Genomic DNA, 15,251 nt, shown 5'->3' with positions numbered 1-15,251 from the left:
CGAAAAGTCTCCCAACTTTCCCCGAAAATGCACTACATCAGGAATCCCTGATGCGCGGCCTGACTGGCGGTGTCGCGCATCGTTGTCAGGAAAAGCGTCATCGATGGCCGAGAAAGACACCTATTACATCACCACGGCGATCTCCTATCCCAATGGCAAGCCCCATATCGGGCATGCCTATGAGCTGATCGCGACCGATGCCATCGCCCGCTTCAAACGGCTCGACGGGAATGATGTGTTCTTCCTCACGGGCACCGACGAGCACGGCCAGAAGATGCTGCAGACGGCGGCCAAGCAGGGCACCACGGCCCAGGCCCTGGCGGACCAGAATTCGGAATATTTCCGCGAGATGGCTCGGGTGCTCAATGCGTCGAACGACGATTTCATCCGCACCAGCGAAGAGCGCCATCATCGCGCCTGCCAGGAGATCTGGCGGCGGATGGAAGCGGCAGGCGACATCTACCTGTCGAAATATTCGGGCTGGTATTCGGTGCGCGACGAAGCCTTCTTCGACGAGAAGGACCTGGCGCTCAATTCGGATGGCTCCCGCAGCGTGATCGAGACCGGAGCCAAGGTGGAATGGGTGGAGGAGGAGAGTTATTTCTTCCGCCTTTCCGCCTATCAGGATCGCCTGCTGAAACACTATGAGAGTCATCCCGGCTTCATCGGCCCGGAGGAACGCCGCAACGAGATCCTGAGCTTCGTGCGTTCGGGCCTGCGCGACCTTTCCATCAGCCGCACCACCTTCGATTGGGGCGTGCCGGTGCCCGGCAATCCCAAGCATGTGATGTATGTCTGGGTCGATGCGTTGACCAATTACCTGACGGCGACAGGCTTTCCGGATACCGATACCGAACGCTCGAAATTCTGGCCGGCCAGCGTGCACATCATCGGCAAGGACATCGTGCGCTTCCACACGGTTTATTGGCCGGCCTTCCTGATGTCGGCCGGCATCGAGTTGCCGCATCGCGTCTTCGGCCATGGCTTCCTGTTCAACCGCGGCGAGAAGATGTCGAAGTCGGTCGGCAACGTGATCGATCCCTTCACGCTGGCCGAGCATTACGGTGTCGACCAGTTGCGCTATTTCTTCCTGCGCGAAGTTCCTTTCGGCCAGGATGGCAATTATTCGCATGAGGCGATCGTCAACCGCATCAATGCCGACCTTGCCAATGATTTCGGCAATCTGGCCAATCGTTGCCTGAAGATGATCGCGGCCAATTGCGGCGGCAAGGTACCCAGCCCCGGCGATCTCCTGCCGTCCGACGAGCAATTGCTGAAGGCGGCGGACAATCTGATCTGGCAGGCTCGGGACGCCATCTTCAATTTCGCCCTGCACACCATTCTGGCCGATCTGTGGAGCGTGGTGGGCGAAGCGAACCGCTATTTTGCAGCCGAGGAACCCTGGAAGCTGAAGAACAGCAATCCGGCTCGCATGGAAACCGTGCTCTATGTCACCGCCGAGGTGGTCCGCCAGGTTGCCATCCTGGCCCAGCCGGTGATCCCGGCAGGGGCAGCGCGCCTGCTCGATCAACTGGCCGTACCGGAAGATGCGCGCGACTTCGACCATCTCGGCATTGACGGTCGCCTGTCGCCGGACATCGAGCTGCCGGCGCCGACAGCCGTCTTCCCCCGCTATGTCGAGGCGGCCGATGGGGCAGGCAAGGCCTGAGACGGACAAACTGAACCATGCTGATCGATAGCCACTGCCATCTCGATTTTCCCGATCTGCAAGCCGAGATCGATGACGTCGTCGCGCGTGCGCGCCAGGCCGGGATCGGGCGCATGATCACCATCTCGACCCGTATCCGCCAGTTCGAGAAGATCAGAGCGCTGATCGAGCGCTATGACGATGTCTTCGGCTCGGTCGGCACGCATTGCCTGCATGCCCATGAGGAGGACGACATCCCGCTCGAGGCCATCCTGGAACTTGCCGCCCATCCCAAGGTGGTGGCGATCGGCGAGGCCGGGCTCGACTATCACTATGACTACGCCCCGCGCGACGTGCAGGCGCGCGGGTTTCGGAAACATATCACCGCGGCACGGCTCACGGGACTGCCGCTGGTGATTCATGCCCGCCAGGCCGACCAGGACATCGGCGACATTCTCGAGGAAGAAATGGGGAAGGGGGCTTTCAGCGCCGTTCTCCATTGCTATTCGTCCGGCCCTGACCTGGCCCGTCGGGGGCTCGCCCTCGGCTTCTACGTCTCCTTCTCCGGCATCCTCACCTTCAAGTCGGCCGAGGAGATCCGGGATATCGCCCGCTTTGTCCCGCACGACCGGCTGCTGGTTGAAACGGATGCGCCCTATCTGGCGCCCATGCCATTCCGCGGCAAGCGCAACGAACCCGCCTATGTGGCCAATACCGCGCGGGTCCTGGCTGAAGCCATCGGCCTGAGCGAAAGCGAGGTGGCGAGGCAGACCAGCGAGAACGCCTTCCGTCTCTTTGCCAAAATGCCTCGTCCCGATGGCATCAAGGCGGCAGCCTGACGCCGATGAAGTTGACAGCGACATTGCTGGGCTGCGGCTCTTCCGGCGGCGTGCCTCGTGTCGGGTTCGGCTGGGGCATCTGCGATCCTCACGAGGCGCGCAACCGACGCCGGCGCTGCGCCCTGCTGCTCGAACGGGACGGAGCGGAAGGTGGCCGTACCACCGTGCTCATCGATACCGGCGCCGACATGCGCCAGCAATTGCTCGACGCCGAGGTCAAGGCGGTCGATGGCGTGCTCTACACCCATGATCACGCCGATCACACCCATGGCATCGACGATCTGCGCGTGCTGGCGCTCTATCAGCGCAGCCTCGTCGATGTCTATGCCGACCGGCGCACCGCCGCCCTGCTGCGGAACCGCTTCGACTATTGCTTCGAGACGCCGCCGGGCTCGTCCTATCCCCCCATCCTGACGCTCAACACGATAACGGTTGGACAGGCCGTCAGTATCGGGGGCGCCGGCGGTTCGATCACGGCCTTGCCGTTCGAGCAGGATCACGGAGATATCCAGTCTCTCGGATTCCGCATCGGAGACTTTGCTTATTCCAGCGATATCAATGGACTGTCGAAAGAAAGCGAAGCTTTACTGGAGGGATTGGACGTCTGGATCGTGGACGCCCTTCGCCCCACGCCGCATCCCAGCCATTGGTCACTACCGGAGACGCTGGCCTGGATCGAGAGATTGAAACCGCGCCGCGCCATCCTGACCAACATGCATACGGACATGGACTATCAGACCCTGCGGCGCACGCTGCCTGCCGGCGTGGAGCCGGGCTATGACGGCATGCGCATCGAGCTGGCACCACCACACGGCAGGCACGTTTAGACGGAAACGCTCCTCTGCTCACACTCTTTGGCGCGACGCGTCTTTGCGTTTTTGATGCGGCTGCCGGATCACAAAACGCTCTGGAACAAACTGACCGAAAAGCTCAAAATGTGACATTAATGTTCATGCTGTTTCAATTGCTTATGTGATAGATTCCTCTTTCTCGTCATGAAGAGGATTCGTCCTTAAGGAATTATTCGGTTGGCTGGTCAGCACGTTTTTCTCAATCTTCTCGCCGGTATCGCACTCCTGATCTGGTCCACCCGCCTGGTGAAGACGGGCATCATGCGGGCCTTCGGCGAGCGATTGCGCGGCGTGATTTCGCGGGCCACTTCCAATCGATTTTCGGCCTGCCTGGCAGGGGCAGGGGTGGCCGCGGCCCTCCAGAGTTCAACCGGCTCGACCCTCCTGGTGATGTCCTTCGTCGAGCGAGGCTTCCTTACGCTCGCCATGGCACTGGCCGTCTTGCTCGGCAGCAATGTCGGTACCACGCTCGTGGTCCAGGCCCTGTCCTTCGATCTTTCCGCCCTGATGCCGGTCCTGATCGTTGCCGGTGTGGCCTCGTTCATGCTCGGGCGCTCTTCCGTCGCCCAGAATGTCGGCCGCGCCATGATAGGCCTCGGCTTGATGATCCTGTCGCTTCACCTGGTTGTCGGGATCGCCGATCCGATCCGCCAGAGCGAGATTATGACGTTGATCTTCGAACGCCTCAACGGCCAGCCCTGGGCAGCGCTGCTGATCGGTGCTGCACTGGCCTGGCTGGTGCATTCGAGCGTGGCGATCCTGCTTCTGGTGATGTCGCTGGCCGGGGCAGGGGTGGTAGGCATTCCGCTCGGCCTTGCCCTGGTGCTGGGCGCAAATATCGGCTCGGGACTGGCGCCTCTCGGTCTGTCGCTGGCTGCCCCGATCGAGGTGCGGCGAGCACTGCTCGGCAATCTCGGCACCCGCCTGGTAGGAGCCGTGGTGCTCTTGCCCCTGATCGGCCTCATCCAGCCTTGGTTGGCGCAACTGGAAGCCTCGGGGGCCCGCCAGATCGCCAATTTCCATGTCGGCTTCAACTTAGCGCTTCTGATCGTCTTCCTGCCCTTCATCGACCAGACCGCCCGGTTGCTCGAAAGGCTGGTGAGGGCACCGGAAGCGCCGATCGGCGAGCGTCCTTCGCCCGTGCTCGACGAGGGGGATTTCGACAGCCCCTCGGTCGCGCTGGTGGCTGCCTCGCGCGAAGTGATCCGGCTCGCCGAACTGGTTGAGATCATGCTGCGGGAATCGATCATAACCTTCGAGGAACAGGACGATTCCAGGCGCAAGCAGATCAGCCAGCTCGATTATCAGGTCGACCGCCTGCAGGAGAACATCAAGCTCTACCTGACCCGGTTGACGCGTACGCCGCTGGACAAGGACATGAGCCGGAAGGCGTTCGAGCTCATCCTGTTCACCACCAATCTCGAGCATGTCGGTGACATTCTCGACAAGACCCTGCTGGAACTGGCGGCCAAGAAGCAGCGGCTCAATCTGAGTTTCTCGAGCGAGGGCTGGGCCGAAATCAAGGCCATGCATCGCGAAGTGGTGGCGCAGATGCGCCTCGCCATCACGGTGTTCATGACCCAGGATCCCGTCATGGCCCGCCAATTGGTGGTGGCGAAGGATCATATCCGCAATTTCGAACGCTCGGCGGCGGAGAGCCACCTCAATCGCCTGCGGGCCGGTACGCTGGCCTCGATCGAGACCAGTTCGCTGCATATGGACGTCATCCGCGACCTCAAGCGCATCGTCGCGCATCTGACGGCCGTGGCCTATCCGATCCTTGAGGCGGCAGGCGAGCTTTCGACGTCACGCCTCAAGGATGCCGGATAAAATCCAGCTTTACCAATGTGATAAATGGATTTTTTCGAGCGATTGATCGACTACAGCGGATTGGGATCACCCCGGCGCAGCGGTGAGATTTCGCACCACGTCGAGAAGCACGCTTGCACCGGCGAGAAGATCGGCATCCGGCGTGAACTCCTTGGGATTGTGGCTGATTCCGGCAACGCTGGGCACGAAGATCATGGCTGAGGGCGCAATCCGCGCCATCATCTGGGCATCATGCCCCGCCCCGGAAGTCATCCGGCGGCAGGGCAGGCCGCGCCGGCCCGCCGCCTGTTCGATCTGATCCACCAGTTCCCTGTTGAAAATGACCGGCTCGAAGCGGGCGAGGCGCTCGACGGACACCGTGACGCCCTCCGACCGGGCGAGCACGTCGAGGAATGAGGCGAGGGCGCCTTCTGCCTCGCGCAGGCGCATCTCGTCGGGATCGCGCAGGTCCACGGTAAAGGTCGCCCGTGCTGGGATGACGTTGATGGCATTCGGCTTGAAACGAAGGCTGCCGACGGTCGCCACCGATGGCGTATTGGCGGCAACGGCCCGCTCGCGCAGAAAGGTTATCACGCGCGCCGCGGCATGACCGGCATCATGGCGCAGCAACATCGGGGTGGTGCCAGCGTGGTTGGCGACACCCTCTATGGTGATGCGCTGCCAGGAGATGCCCTGCAGCGTCTCGACGGCACCGATGGCCCGGCCTTCGCGTTCGAGCACCGGGCCCTGCTCGATATGAAGCTCCAGATAGGCATACGGCTTGAGGAAGCCGGGCTCCCGTTCGCCCGCATAGCCGATCCGCAGCAACTCGGCGCCAAGCCTGGTCCCATCGGTGCCGATCGAGGCAAGCGCCTCCTCGACCGGCAATCCGCCGGCATGGACCAGGGAACCCATCATGTCCGGCGCGTAGCGTACGCCTTCCTCATTGGTGAAGGCAGCCACGGCGATCGGGCGGCTTGGGTGCCAGCCCGAGGATTTCAGCGTCTCGATGACTTCCAGGCCCGACAGCACACCATAGCAGCCATCATAGATTCCGGCGTCGATGACGGTGTCGATATGAGAGCCGAGCAGGAGCGGGGCCTCGTCCCGTACATCGTCCGGCTGCCAGATGCCGAAGATATTGCCGATCCTGTCGATAGCGACCTCAAGGCCCGCATCCTCGAGCCATCGAACCAGACTGTCGCGCCCTGCCTTGTCGGCGTCGGATGCAGCCAATCGCGCCAGTTGGCCATCGTCGCCACGACCGATCGCCCCGAGACTGCGCAGACGCCCCAGCAAGCGCTCGGCCTGGATGGATATTTCGCTCATGCCCGGGCCTCGCCATTTGCCATCCGCACATCCTCCGCGTCGAGGCCGACAAGATCCCGGTATCGCGCGGGATCGGTGGCGCCTTCGCTGTTGATCACCAGAACGCGGGCATGGGCATCCAGGCCGAGTGCCTGGCGCATGACATCGTCCCGAGCAGCCTGAAGCAAGCCGGCAAAACCGGCCGCGCCGCTCTCACCAGCGACAATAGCGGGATCGCCAGGCAAAGGACGCGCCAGGGCCTTCATCGCGGTGATCGCTTCCTCGTCCTCCACTGTCATGAAACCGTCCGCCACCCGCTCCAGGATCCGCCAGGCAACCTGGGATGGCTCGTAGCATTCCAGCATCGCCATCACCGTAGGAGCACCATGGCCGACCTTCACGGGTCGGCCGGCCTTCGCGCTGGCGAAGACACAGGCCGAGAGCGCCGGCTCGACCACCACCAGCTTCGGGCGCCGGGCATCGAGGACCAGTGCTGCATGGCCACCAAGCGCCGCCGCGATGCCGCCGACGCCGGCCTGGACGAATAAATGGGTCGGCGGTTCGCGCATCTGCTGCAGGGCCTCGCGCAGAATGGTGGTATAGCCCTGCATCACAAGGCTCGGGATGCGCTCATAACCAGTCCAGGACGTATCGGAGACAACGGTCCAGCCCCTGGCTTGGCTGACGCGCGCGGCTTCGGCAACGGAGTCGTCATAGGTGCCATCCACCCGTATGATCTCGGCCCCGAAGGCTGCGATCGCCTCCACGCGCCCCGGACTCACCCCGCCATGCACGAAGATCACGGCTTTGGCTCCGACAAGCCGGGCTCCCTGTGCAACGGAACGACCGTGATTGCCGTCAGTCGCACACGCGAAAACCATCCCGGAGGCAACCGGTCTGACGTCGTCCTGCCCGAGTTCTGCGTAATCAACTTGCCGTCCCAACTGCCGGCTTGCTCTCTCGATGACCAGCCGCACCACGGCATAGGCTCCACCAAGAGCCTTGAAACTACAAAGGCCTAGGCGATGGGCCTCATCCTTTACGAGGAGCTCGCCGATGCCGAGCCGTTCCGCCAAAGCGGGCAGGGAGAGCAGGGGGGTCGGGCGATAATCGGCACGAATGGCTAGAAAGCGCTCGACCTCGTCCGCACCGGCACTTCCCAGCATGTCTCGGTCTTCGGCGAGGATGGCGGAACGATAGTGCGGGCCGGAATTGACCAGATGCATCGGGGACCTCCATTTATCAGGCGCAATTCTATTGCGTAGCGGCCGATGAAAGCGCTCTGATTGGGGATCATTGGTGCAATTTTGTCTCGTCAGGTCTCCATGTCGCGCATTTCCGGCTCATCTCTCGAACTTGACGGCTTCGACGTCGCCATCCTGGCTATCCTGCAGCGCGACAACCACACGCCTCAACGCAAGATCGCCGATGCCATTCACCTGTCAGCGCCGGCCGTACAACGCCGCATCCGACGCCTGGAGGAGAGTGGCGTCATCACAGCCAATGTCGCCATGCTCGATCCGGCCAAACTTGGCCAGCCGTTGACCATCGTGGTCAATGTCGACCTGGAGCGCGAGCGAAGCGCCCTGATCGACGAGGCAAAGAAGGCTTTCCTGGCCGAAACCTGCATACAGCAATGCTATTATGTCGCCGGAGAAACGGATTTCGTGCTGATCTTGAACGTGCCGTCGATGGCTGACTACGAAGCACTGACGCGCCGGCTGTTCTTCGCCAACAGCAACGTCAGGCGCTTCCGGACTTTCGTCGTGATGGACCGGGTCAAAACCGGCACCGCCTTGTCCCTGGACAAGGTTCCGGGCGTCTCGTCGTCGCAATAACTCCCCAGGAAATCAGGTCCGAACAATCTTTCAACATATTGAAATACAATGAAAAATTTGAAATTTCATGTTAAGTTGTCATTGCCTTCATGACCAAGATTTCATATTGGCGGCCTTGAAGCCGCCGGGTTCTTGGCACCACATCCGGCCGTGCTGATCGATCCGGTCGAATCCCAAGATGGAGACGTCCGAAAGTTCGTGGCGAGCTCGGGCTGGGCGATCGTAGAGGAGCAAGAACGGATAATGGACCTGAATAATCTGCTTGGAAAAGTGCTGGGTGCCGGCGGTCAAGTTCTCAACACGCCGGGCAAGAAGCTGGCGGCTGGTGGCGCTGCGGCAGGCATCCTGTTTACCGAGACCGGCCGGGATCTGGCCGGCGCCGCCGTCAAATATGGCGGCATTGCCGCTATCGGCGCGCTGGCGCTGCATGCCTGGCAACGCAGCCAGGCAGGGCAAGCCGGTGCTCCGGCAACAGCCGACAACGGCGCCACGGCGGCCAATAGCGCACCAGGCGGCTTCCTGCCGCCACAATTGTCGAGCTCGCAACCGCTGCCGCCCGTCATCGAGGCACGTGCGGTCGAGGCATTGCCCGTGGAAACACCCGCCGCGGCTGAAAGCCATGCCAAGCTCTTGCTGGGCGCCATGATCAATGCAGCCAAGGCCGACGGCAATGTCGATGCCGAGGAGCAGAGCCTGATCCTCGGACATGCCGACAAGCTCGATCTCTCCGATGACGAACGCAACTTCCTGTTCCAGGAGTTGAGCAAGCCATTCGACATGGAGCCGATCGTGCGTGGTGCGAGCACGCCGGAACTGGCGGCCGAGGTCTACGCCGTTTCGCGCATCGCCGTCGGCGCCGCTTCGCCAGCCGAGAATTCCTATCTGCATGTGCTGGCCAGCCGCCTGAAGCTGCCGCAGGCCGTCACGGGCCAGATCGACAACGGCCTGGCTGCCGCCGTCGGCCGATAGCGCGGCCGGGGATCAGACCGCGTCGATCCCGAACACGAACCCCAAGACCGGGCTTTTCCCGAAAAGCCCGGTTTATCAGGCCCTTGGGCCGGTTGGGGGGATGGGTTTATGTTCCATAATATATCTTATGCGAATAATGGAGTCTCACCTTAAAAAGGGAGACTAACGCATTGAAAGATATCGTGTTCCGGGAATTGCTGACGCCGCTGGCTTCCCGGCTCGGAACCATGGCGGCGGGCGCAACGTGGGCTTACATGCCTGCGGGCCAAAACGGAGAAACGGAGTTTGCGAAGGCCGTCGCAATCATCGCCCTGGTGGCGGTTGATCTCGTGATCGGCAAGCTTCTCCGGAAAACGGAGGGCCGCAAATGAGCTGGCTCGGCGGCCTCCTATCTGCGGGCGCAAGCATCCTCGGCGGTCTCTTCGGCGGCGGTGACGATGAGCCGAAAGTCACAACCAGTTACGTCGATTATCGACGCATGGTGCGTGAAGCTGAGGCAGCGGGGTTTAATCCCCTTACTGCGATCCGCAATGGTGGCTCGGCGGGTTTCTCCGTATCGAGCACCACGGGCGGCGGTTCATCGCCGCTATCCAGGGTAGCGGGTGCGCTCCCTGGCATCGCTGATAACTTCCTGCAAGCAATCGATCCGTTCAACGATAAGTCGCGGGAGATGCAATATAAAATTCAGGAAGCGCAGCTTGCTAACCTCCAGGCCGACACGGCAGCGCGCAATCGTGTCTCGATTGGCGGAGTCCCGGCTGTGACGGGTGGTGCCGTAGCTCGCCCCCGTGTGGGGTCGGGCGTTCCGCACGGTAAGACAAATGTGTCGTTACCGGCAGCGGTCCCGCTGCCGGATAGTGCGGCGGAAACCAAGACGCCAAAGGTGGAGGCCCCTACTCTGACGAATCCGTATCCGACGCAGTCGGGGGCGGTCGTGAATAAGGGGCTCCCCGATGCGGAAGTCATCGAAAAGCGCTACGGCGAAAACGAACTGTTTTCGACGATTGGCGGGTTGGGTGTCTTCGCTGGTGACGTCTACAGCAACATAGACAAAGGCGCTCGCGCCTGGGTCGATAAGTACCGAAAGGTACCTGGGTTGTGGGAAGACGCTGCGGGCTATCTGTCGAGAACGAAGAAGGCCGCAAACAAGGCGGTCCCCGGTAGGTCTGGGGATTGGGAGGACCCACGCATGTGGTACCCCCCTCCCCTCTCGCGATAATTGGTTAGCGAGAGGTAAACGACAATGGCTTGCCGCCGTTGCTTAAAGCGACGGGTTAAGATCCGGCGTATCATCCGAAAAATCAAAGGTCTGAAGAAATGAAGACAGGTAAAGGCGCATTGGTTGCGCCCGCTGACGCACGCATGTCCACAACTCCGCTTGTGGCTCCGCGTACAACCCGACGTTGGGCCGCTCGCGGCATCACGTCGTTGCCGGCTGGCAAGATGGTGCCGGTGTTCGCCGCTCCGGTGCTGCGCGAAGATAGCGTGATCTCGGGCCGGCTGCGTCTCAATTTCGAGAGCATGGAAACGGCTGAAATTCTCATGAACGCCATCAACGTCTCGGTGAAGGCGTACTTGGTGCCGTTCCTGGCATTCGACCGGTTCGAGGGGTCTATGGACCAATTGAACCGGTCTTGGGAAGGCCAGCAATTCAAGGGGCTTCCTGTGGTGCCGTTCGTGGAAACGGCAGTGTTCGGGACGCATGGGTCGAACGCCGTGTACAAGTACCTTGGGCTGCACGCCAAGGAAACCGACATGGTGAATACCATGTATCTGGAGGCGTATAACCAGATTTGGAATTTCCGTGCGGGCAATCGGTCGGCCAAGCTGGCGAAGCGTGCTCGCCTGGCAACAGACCTGGCGCCGGCGTTCTGGAACCGGGAGCGGTTCAAGCACATTGTGCCCAGCTTCGACCAGGCCGTCATTGACGGTGAGGTTCCGCTGAACATTACGGCTGGAACTAACCGGCTGCCGGTGCGCGGCATCTATGCGGACAAGGGTTATGCGGTCGGGCCGGCGCTTGGTGCGAACCTGCGCGATAGCGCGGGGCAGCCGCCGCCGGCTGGGTCAACGGGCCTCGGGACGTTCGATGGCACGGCAGCGGCGTTTTACATCAAGCGCGTCAAGCCGGGTGCGGAACTGATGCCGGACATTTGGGCGGAGTTGAATGCGCAAGGCATTACTGTGTCGCTGTCCAACATTGAGTTGGCGCGCAAGACGCAGGCATTCGCCAAGCTGCGTGAGCAGTATAACGGCCACTCGGAGGATTGGGTGATCAATATGCTCATGGATGGTCTGTCCATTCCTGAGCAGTTCATGACGCAGCCGATGCTGGTTGCTGAGCGCGATACTGTGTTCGGCATGTCCAAGCGGTATGCGTCGGACGGCGATAACCTTTCGAAGAGCGCTGTTAATGGGGCGACGTATGTCGATATCTCGATCCAGACGCCACGCGTGCCAACCGGTGGCGTCGTCATGGTGGTCGCAGAAATTACCCCCGACCAGCTTTTCGAGCGCCAGCGAGATCCGTTCCTGCACGCCAAGGCCGTCAAGGATTTCCCGGCCTATCTGCGTGATACGCTCGATCCTGAAAAGGTCGATGCGGTGCCGTGCAGCTATGTGGATGTGGACCACGCTACGCCGGATGCGACGTTCGGTTACGCTCCGCTGAACTATATGTGGCAGTCGGATGCGCCGCATATCGGCGGCAAGTTCTATCGGCCAAAGGTCAATGCCGGGTTCGATGAGGACCGCCAAAGGATTTGGGCGGTTGAAACGATGAACCCCAAGTTGGCAGAAGACTTCTATATCTGCACCAATATTCACCAAAAGCCGTTCTTGGTGACTACTGGCGACCCCTTCGAGTGCACTACGCAGGGCGACCTAGTGTTGCAGGGCAATACGGTCTTCGGCGGCGTTCTGCATGAAGAGCAGAACAATTACGACAAGGTGCTGGCGGAAGCGCCGCAAGAGCGGCTTCCGACTTCTACCACCTAACGCAGTAGTTCTAGCGCCGTCGCGTATGCGGCGGCTGCTAGGGCAATCCCGATAAACGTTGCTCGAAGTTGAGCGCCAAATGAAGGCCAATGATCCATGATCAGACTCGGAAACCTGGGCCGCTGGGTGGCCCTGCCCCGTGGAAGCAAGATTACTTTCCCGGGCAAAGATGTAAGGCGTGTGCGCCTTACTGTCAATTCGCCCGGTGTGGCGAAGCTCTACACTATCGATGACGATGGTGAATTGCACTTCCTGGCGGCTCCTGATCGCCTGGAGGAAGTTGAGTTCTCGTATGCCGGTGATCTGGTGATCGCTACGGATGCTGACGATGTCAGCTTCCTTACGGCTGAAAACGAGCCTGAGCATATCGTCATTGACGATCCGGAAGTCTTCACGGAGATCGCCCAGCGGGCGGCGCGCAATCCTGAACTCGAACGCATGATGTACATGCAACAGCTGAATGCGGAGAAACGCATTGCGGCGATGTTCAACGATATCGAGGGAAGGATTGCCGGTGCATTCGACGCGGGACAACGGGCCGGTGCCGGGCGGACTTCGGGAGAAAATCCTGCGGATGATGGCGAAAAGCCAGCCAAACCGGCTCCTAAGCCCAAGTCACCCCCTCCGGCAGTTGGAGAGGGTGAACCCGCCGCGCCCTCTGGAGGTGCCGGTGACTGATCTGTCAACGGCAATGCGGGCGATGATCGATCAAAAGTTCGTCGCCTCGCAGCGGTACAAGGATCAGCAACACCGCGCCAATATCGAAGGCGCGCATGCTGATATCCTTGAATTCGGCAAACGCCTTGTTACGCGGATGCGTAAACAAGGCGTCCCCCTCTTCATCCTGAACTGTGTTCGGGGTGAGGCTGCGCAGGAAGAGTACTATAGAACTGGTATGTCCAGGGCGAAGTACGGTCAGTCTGCGCACAATTTCGGTATGGCCGTGGATATCATCCATGGTCGCAAGGCATATGACCTTGACCGCAAGTCCTGGGACTTGCTCGGCCATATCGGCAAAGAAATCTCTGTCCAGGCGGGGATACCTATCACCTGGGGTGGCGACTTTATATCGCTATGGGACCCCGCACATTGGGAGTTGAAAGAATGGCGAAAGATGAGCCAAGGACTGAAGCCGTTCCCGTGAACAAGCCGGATTATCCGGTTGGTCTTGGGCAAGGTCCGTTTCTGACTAACCTCAAGCCTCTGTCGGAGGCGTATCGGGACCTTCCGAAGAAAGCGCTGTCCTCGAATCAGCGCGACCATGATCTGCATGTTATGCTGATCATGCGTGATGAGGACGTGTCCAAAACCAAGGCGCTCGCACAGGCGTATTGGGAAGGCTCTGCGGGCCTGACCGAACGTCTGCGCAAGTAGCGCCGTGCGCCAGCCATGCAACCCTGTCTGCATGGCTGGCGCGAAAACATACATCTTCTTGAGTATATATGCATTTAGTGACAGGAAATCTAAAAGTCCCCTCCCCCTCCACTCGGCCTAGTCGAGTAAAGCCGTAAATCAAAAGGCAGGATGCATTCATGCATCCCTGCCTGGACGGCGAGTCCGGGGTAGCAGAGGGCAAATTCGCCGAAGGCGGGACCGGAGCTGCAGCGAAGCGAAGCGAGGACCCACAATTTTCCCGGCGCGAGGGCGGAGCCCTTAGCTCTTTCTTCCGGCAAGACCATGCTCCGCATTCGGCCCCTGGGACGCGGTCAAAAAACAAGACGGAGATAGAGCAATGTGTATAAATCCCGGACTATTAGCGGATGGGACTGAGATTGCATGTCGCATATGCTGGCAATGCAGAGATAATAAGGTCAACGATTGGGTTGGCCGCTGCATTGCCGAAACAAAAACTGCGACACACTCGTTTTTCTGCTCTCTGACCTATGGGCGCGACGAAAACAATAACTCCGACCATTTCAGGTCGGCATGGCTCACCTATTCGGACGTACAGAAGTATTTCAAGTACCTCCGCACGGACGGGTACAAATTCCGGTACCTCGTCTGTGGTGAGTATGGCCATATGAAGGGCCGTGCTCACTGGCATGCAATGCTGTTCTTCTATGGTGAGGCACCACCGCATGAATTGACGGTGGATAAAAATAACAGTCGCATGTTTCATAATAAGTACTGGCCGCACGGTCATCAAGTATGGATGACGGCAACGGAGGCCAGTGCAAAATATGTATGTAAATACATAAACAAGGACATAGGCGTGGAAGAGCGTCAAGCTCACCTAGCTATGTCCAAAAAGCCCCCGCTTGGGGACGCATATTTCAGGTTGCTGGCGCAAAAATACGTGGATGCTGGGCTATCGCCCCAAGATCTTTATTATACGTTCCCTGAAATCAAGGACTACAAAACGGGGCTTCCTAAAAAATACTATCTGCGCGATACAACGGCTTATAACTTCATAGAGTATTACAAGGCCGCTTGGAAAATGATGTATGGTAATAAATACCATCCATATTCAGAAGTGATTGAAAAACACGATGATAAAATAGCAGCGCAGAACAATAATTTCGTCCGAACGGAACCAAAAATACGTATACCTGACCTTCCAATTGGCGCTAAACGCTGGTATGAAGGCATTAACCCTGTTACGGGTTTCAAAGGTATTTACGCGGATGACATGTGGTCAATCCGCTATTGGCTCCGGAAGTCGGACGAAGGGGATTTGCTATGGCGAAGCGAAGAGGAAATGAGCGAAGAGACGAAACGAGAGTGGAGCGCGTGGCGCGAAGCTCGGGGCGGTTCGATAGAGCAGAGCGAAGCGGAACGGTCCGAAGAACTGATCCGCTGGATACGCTCGGCGCTCCGAGGTCTCTCGGGTTCTCCATAGACCCTTTTTCCAGCGATGCCCGTAAACGCGGGCCGGTCTCCTACGGCGTGAAGCCGGAAACTCAAGCCGCAAAAATGCGAGGCACCATTGCAGAGCACGCGGCGATACGGGAGCGCATTGCGCTCTCCCCTCATGAACCGGACCATAAGCGGA

Annotated in this window: 15 protein-coding genes; 13 read left to right on the top strand and 2 right to left on the bottom strand. The window is 59.9% G+C overall.

Annotation, left to right across the window (positions count from 1 at the left end; all coding sequences use genetic code 11):
- Window positions 1–103: 103 nt before the first annotated feature.
- The 4 genes from metG (at window position 104) to BA190_RS07600 (ending at window position 5,168) form a co-directional block, all read left to right on the top strand.
- Window positions 104–1,669, top strand: a complete 1,566-nt coding sequence (metG, locus tag BA190_RS07615; RefSeq protein ID WP_068284881.1) for a methionine--tRNA ligase — start codon at window positions 104–106, stop codon at window positions 1,667–1,669.
- Between the two features lie 17 nt (window positions 1,670–1,686).
- The gene (locus BA190_RS07610) at window positions 1,687–2,487 is read left to right on the top strand and encodes a TatD family hydrolase (RefSeq protein ID WP_068284879.1); all 801 of its coding nucleotides are present in this window, start codon (window positions 1,687–1,689) and stop codon (window positions 2,485–2,487) included.
- A gap of 5 nt (window positions 2,488–2,492) precedes the next feature.
- Window positions 2,493–3,314 carry an MBL fold metallo-hydrolase gene (locus tag BA190_RS07605; protein ID WP_068284876.1) on the top strand — a complete coding sequence of 274 codons (822 nt, stop codon included), beginning with the start codon at window positions 2,493–2,495 and terminating at the stop codon, window positions 3,312–3,314.
- A gap of 201 nt (window positions 3,315–3,515) precedes the next feature.
- Window positions 3,516–5,168, top strand: a complete 1,653-nt coding sequence (locus BA190_RS07600) for a Na/Pi cotransporter family protein (RefSeq protein ID WP_068284874.1) — start codon at window positions 3,516–3,518, stop codon at window positions 5,166–5,168.
- Between the two features lie 66 nt (window positions 5,169–5,234).
- Here BA190_RS07600 and BA190_RS07595 read toward each other — a convergent pair whose 3' ends face one another.
- Both BA190_RS07595 and BA190_RS07590 read right to left on the bottom strand, forming a co-directional pair.
- Window positions 5,235–6,476 (bottom strand): Zn-dependent hydrolase, encoded by a 1,242-nt coding sequence (locus BA190_RS07595; protein WP_068284872.1) that lies wholly within the window; start codon window positions 6,474–6,476, stop codon window positions 5,235–5,237.
- On the bottom strand, window positions 6,473–7,681 hold the full coding sequence (locus BA190_RS07590) for a diaminopropionate ammonia-lyase (RefSeq protein WP_068284870.1): 1,209 nt from the start codon (window positions 7,679–7,681) through the stop codon (window positions 6,473–6,475). The genes BA190_RS07595 and BA190_RS07590 overlap by 4 nt, the downstream gene beginning before the upstream one ends.
- 99 nt (window positions 7,682–7,780) lie before the next feature.
- Between BA190_RS07590 and BA190_RS07585 the strand changes: the two genes are divergently transcribed.
- The 9 genes from BA190_RS07585 to BA190_RS07545 all read left to right on the top strand — a co-directional run bounded on the left by BA190_RS07585 (window position 7,781) and on the right by BA190_RS07545 (window position 15,098).
- The gene (locus tag BA190_RS07585; RefSeq protein WP_068284868.1) at window positions 7,781–8,293 is read left to right on the top strand and encodes an Lrp/AsnC family transcriptional regulator; all 513 of its coding nucleotides are present in this window, start codon (window positions 7,781–7,783) and stop codon (window positions 8,291–8,293) included.
- A 243-nt stretch (window positions 8,294–8,536) separates the two neighbouring features.
- Window positions 8,537–9,262 (top strand): tellurite resistance TerB family protein, encoded by a 726-nt coding sequence (locus BA190_RS07580; protein WP_068284866.1) that lies wholly within the window; start codon window positions 8,537–8,539, stop codon window positions 9,260–9,262.
- Between the two features lie 170 nt (window positions 9,263–9,432).
- Window positions 9,433–9,633: a hypothetical protein gene (locus BA190_RS07575; RefSeq protein ID WP_068284864.1), complete on the top strand. Its 201-nt coding sequence runs from the start codon at window positions 9,433–9,435 to the stop codon at window positions 9,631–9,633.
- Window positions 9,630–10,481 carry a hypothetical protein gene (locus tag BA190_RS07570; RefSeq protein WP_068284862.1) on the top strand — a complete coding sequence of 284 codons (852 nt, stop codon included), beginning with the start codon at window positions 9,630–9,632 and terminating at the stop codon, window positions 10,479–10,481. The genes BA190_RS07575 and BA190_RS07570 overlap by 4 nt, the downstream gene beginning before the upstream one ends.
- A gap of 224 nt (window positions 10,482–10,705) precedes the next feature.
- Window positions 10,706–12,259: a hypothetical protein gene (locus BA190_RS07565; protein WP_068284859.1), complete on the top strand. Its 1,554-nt coding sequence runs from the start codon at window positions 10,706–10,708 to the stop codon at window positions 12,257–12,259.
- Between the two features lie 96 nt (window positions 12,260–12,355).
- Window positions 12,356–12,937 carry a hypothetical protein gene (locus tag BA190_RS36420; RefSeq protein WP_068284857.1) on the top strand — a complete coding sequence of 194 codons (582 nt, stop codon included), beginning with the start codon at window positions 12,356–12,358 and terminating at the stop codon, window positions 12,935–12,937.
- On the top strand, window positions 12,930–13,403 hold the full coding sequence (locus BA190_RS07555) for a M15 family metallopeptidase (RefSeq protein WP_162275063.1): 474 nt from the start codon (window positions 12,930–12,932) through the stop codon (window positions 13,401–13,403). The genes BA190_RS36420 and BA190_RS07555 overlap by 8 nt, the downstream gene beginning before the upstream one ends.
- Complete coding sequence (locus BA190_RS07550; protein WP_068284852.1) at window positions 13,400–13,633, top strand: hypothetical protein; 234 nt, start codon at window positions 13,400–13,402, stop codon at window positions 13,631–13,633. Before BA190_RS07555 ends, BA190_RS07550 begins: the two co-directional genes overlap by 4 nt.
- Window positions 13,634–14,279: 646 nt before the next feature.
- Entirely contained in the window at window positions 14,280–15,098 is an 819-nt protein-coding gene (locus tag BA190_RS07545) for a hypothetical protein (RefSeq protein ID WP_156771396.1), read from the top strand.
- Window positions 15,099–15,251: the final 153 nt, after the last annotated feature.

The organism is Labrys sp. WJW (assembly GCF_001676615.1).
GTDB lineage: Bacteria > Pseudomonadota > Alphaproteobacteria > Rhizobiales > Labraceae > Labrys > Labrys sedimenti.
This window is presented reverse-complemented; position numbering and strand designations above follow the sequence as displayed.